Here is a 2538-nt window from a genome sequence, read left to right as displayed (position 1 = left end):
TGCGATGACGTAGGGCGGGGTTTCCCAACCCCGCCGCTTTCACCATTCCCAACCCCGACACTCACCCTAACCCGTAGGCGAGCTTCCCCCCAAAGGGGGGAAGGGACGGTTCACTTGCCCGCGCGGCGGGACTCGAACTCCCGGACGGACTCCACCTGCTCGCGACTCTCCACGGAGCCCGGCCGCAGGCTCCGGACGTGCTCCATGGCCTCCTCGGCGGTCAGCCCCTGGTGGACGAAGTAGCAGGCGAGAACCATCCCGGTCCGCCCCAGTCCCATGTAGCAGTGGACCAGAATCGGCTCGCCGGCGCGTCGGGCCTCGTCAATCAGCTCCACCGCCCAGTCCAGGATCCCCTGCGCCGGGGCGGTGAAGTCCTCGATGGGCAGGTGGTGGAGCTTCGAGAAGGGGAGGCGGCCCAGGCCCACACCCAGCGGATGCTCGGCGAGGGTGAGAATCCGCCGGATGCCCAGCTCGCGGAGCGCCCGGAGCTCGCGGGCCAGCCCCACGCCCGACCCGGGCCGCGACATGGCCGCCAGCTCACCGGGGATTATCCAGGTCAGGTCGGGCAGGTCGGGGTGGCTGTCCGTCGGTTTCTTCATTAAAAAAAAGGCGGGGTCGGGCCCCGCCTGGACCCGCTGGCGCGGCGGGTCAGGCTTTGGTATCCTCCACCGGACGGTTGCGCTCGTCCACCCGGACCACCCGGAGCCGGTGGCCTTCGAGCTCGGAGGGGTCCAGCATGAGGACGTTGACGATGATGAGCTTGTCGCCGACGGCGGCCAGGTGGGCGGCGGCGCCGCGGACGCTCACCATCCCCGAGCCGCGCGGCGCGGCGATCAAATACGTCTCGAAGCGGGCGCCGTTGGCCAGGTTGTAAACCTGCAAGAGCTCCCCGGGCCGAAAGCCCGCCCGTTCGTAAAGCTCGGGGTCCACGGCTATCGAGCCCTCGTAGTCCAGCTCTTTTTCGGTCACCGTGGCGCGGTGTATCTTCCCGCCGACCATGCGATAGAGCGCCATCGGTCCGGTCTCCTTAATAATAAATTAAAAAACGCCTCGGACGTGCAGCCGAGGGCATTATATGGCCCGTTTCCGGGGGTGTCAAGGCGATTCGAGGGAGGTCAAGGATGGAGCGACCCGTGACCCTGGTGACCGGCTGCTCGTCGGGAATCGGCCTGGCGACGGCGGTGGAGCTCGCCCGGGCGGGGCATAAGGTCTACGCGACGATGCGCGACCTGGGGAAGAAGGGGCCGCTCCTGGCGGCCTGCGCCGCGGCCGGGGTGGAGGTCGAGCTCCTCCCGCTGGACCTGACCGACCCGGCGACCATCGCCGCCGCGGCGGAGCGCGTCCGCGCCGTGGACGGGCGCCTGACCAATCTGGTCAACAACGCCGGTTTCGCCTACCTGGGCGTCCTGGAGGACTTCTCCGACGCGGAGATTCTCGACCAGTTCGACACCAACGTCTTCGGCGTGCTGCGGGTGACGCGGGCCTTCCTGCCGCTCATGCGGGCCGACGGCTCGCGCAGGCGGACGCTGGTGGTGGTCGGCTCCACGGCGGGCCGGGCGGGATACCCCCTCATGGGCCTCTACTCGGCGACCAAGTTCACCCTTATCGGCCTGGTGGAGGAGTGGCGGCTGGAGCTGCGACCGCTGGGCATCCGGGCGGTCAGTATCGAGCCGTACTCCACGAGGACCGAGTTCGCCGGCGCCTCGCTCAAGCGTCCGTCTAAGTGGAGCGACGGACCCGATTCGCCCTACGCCGATCTCCTGCGCATCGTCCCGAAACGCTTCGCCGAGATGGCCCACGGCCGACAGGCGGCGGACCCGCGGGTCGCGGCGCGCACCATCCGCCGGGCGATAAGCGCCCGCAGCCCCGGCCTCCACTGGACGAGCGGGGGCTTCGCCGGGCTCTCGATGTTCTTCAAGCGCTACGCGCCCAACGAGTTCACCACCTGGGTGGTGCGGCTGATGGCGGGGATCGCCGGCCTGCGTCCCCCGAGGCGCTGAGGTTCAGAAGGTTAGGACTTTGTCCGCCTTGGCGGTGTACTCGGCGATAACGTCCAGGGTGCCGACGTGGACGCCCTCGAGGAGCTCGTCCTCCTTGAAGCCGCGCTCGCCCATGCAGGTACCGCAGGCGAAGACCTCCGCGGTGTCCATGATGGCGGCCAGCATCTGCGGCGCCGAGTAGACGAGGCCCAGCTCGGGGTTGTATACACCCTCGGCGTTGGCTTCCCCTTTGCGGGCGCAGTAAACGGAGTCGGCCATCAGAAAGAGCGCCAGCTCGGTGTCCGGGTCTTTCCGTAGCCGCCGGGCGACGCGCAGAGCCGACCGGGTGGTCTCGTTCCCGTAGGGCGGGTGGGTGACGACGATGAAGACGCGCATGGAACTGCCTCTCCTTTGGGTGGGGTTATCCGTGCGAGCCTAAAAGCATATCACAGGCGTCGTGAAAAGGGGTGTCACGGCGGGGGGGCGCGGCGGTGTGTTAAACAGCGGGCGGGTGTGATGGGCAAAGCGGCCCCCTCTCCCTTTTAGGGAGAGGGCGGGG

The 2538-nt window shown here is 68.4% G+C and carries 4 protein-coding genes; 1 reads left to right on the top strand and 3 read right to left on the bottom strand.

Going from position 1 to position 2538, the window contains the following annotated elements; translation table 11 throughout:
* Window positions 1-110: 110 nt before the first annotated feature.
* Window positions 111-599 carry a dual specificity protein phosphatase family protein gene (locus NTW26_09060; GenBank protein MCX7022403.1) on the bottom strand — a complete coding sequence of 163 codons (489 nt, stop codon included), beginning with the start codon at window positions 597-599 and terminating at the stop codon, window positions 111-113.
* Between the two features lie 49 nt (window positions 600-648).
* Entirely contained in the window at window positions 649-1014 is a 366-nt protein-coding gene (locus tag NTW26_09055; protein ID MCX7022402.1) for an aspartate 1-decarboxylase, read from the bottom strand.
* A 107-nt stretch (window positions 1015-1121) separates the two neighbouring features.
* On the opposite strand from NTW26_09055, the gene NTW26_09050 reads away from it, so the two are divergent.
* A complete protein-coding gene (locus NTW26_09050) occupies window positions 1122-2000 on the top strand; it encodes an SDR family oxidoreductase (GenBank protein ID MCX7022401.1) in 879 nt (292 codons plus the stop codon).
* A 3-nt stretch (window positions 2001-2003) separates the two neighbouring features.
* Here NTW26_09050 and NTW26_09045 read toward each other — a convergent pair whose 3' ends face one another.
* Window positions 2004-2375, bottom strand: coding sequence for a DsrE family protein (locus NTW26_09045; protein ID MCX7022400.1), 372 nt, complete (start codon window positions 2373-2375; stop codon window positions 2004-2006).
* Window positions 2376-2538 lie beyond the last annotated feature (163 nt).

The organism is bacterium, from assembly GCA_026398675.1.
Lineage (GTDB): Bacteria > RBG-13-66-14 > RBG-13-66-14 > RBG-13-66-14 > RBG-13-66-14 > RBG-13-66-14.
This window is presented reverse-complemented; position numbering and strand designations above follow the sequence as displayed.

Excerpts from the sequence above, each read along its gene's own strand:
- NTW26_09050 (MCX7022401.1), top strand. The coding sequence starts at position 1,122 with ATGGAGCGACCCGTGACCCTGGTGACCGGCTGCTCGTCGGGAATCGGC.
- NTW26_09045 (MCX7022400.1), bottom strand. The coding sequence starts at position 2,375 with ATGCGCGTCTTCATCGTCGTCACCCACCCGCCCTACGGGAACGAGACC.
- NTW26_09060 (MCX7022403.1), bottom strand. The coding sequence starts at position 599 with ATGAAGAAACCGACGGACAGCCACCCCGACCTGCCCGACCTGACCTGG.
- NTW26_09055 (MCX7022402.1), bottom strand. The coding sequence starts at position 1,014 with ATGGCGCTCTATCGCATGGTCGGCGGGAAGATACACCGCGCCACGGTG.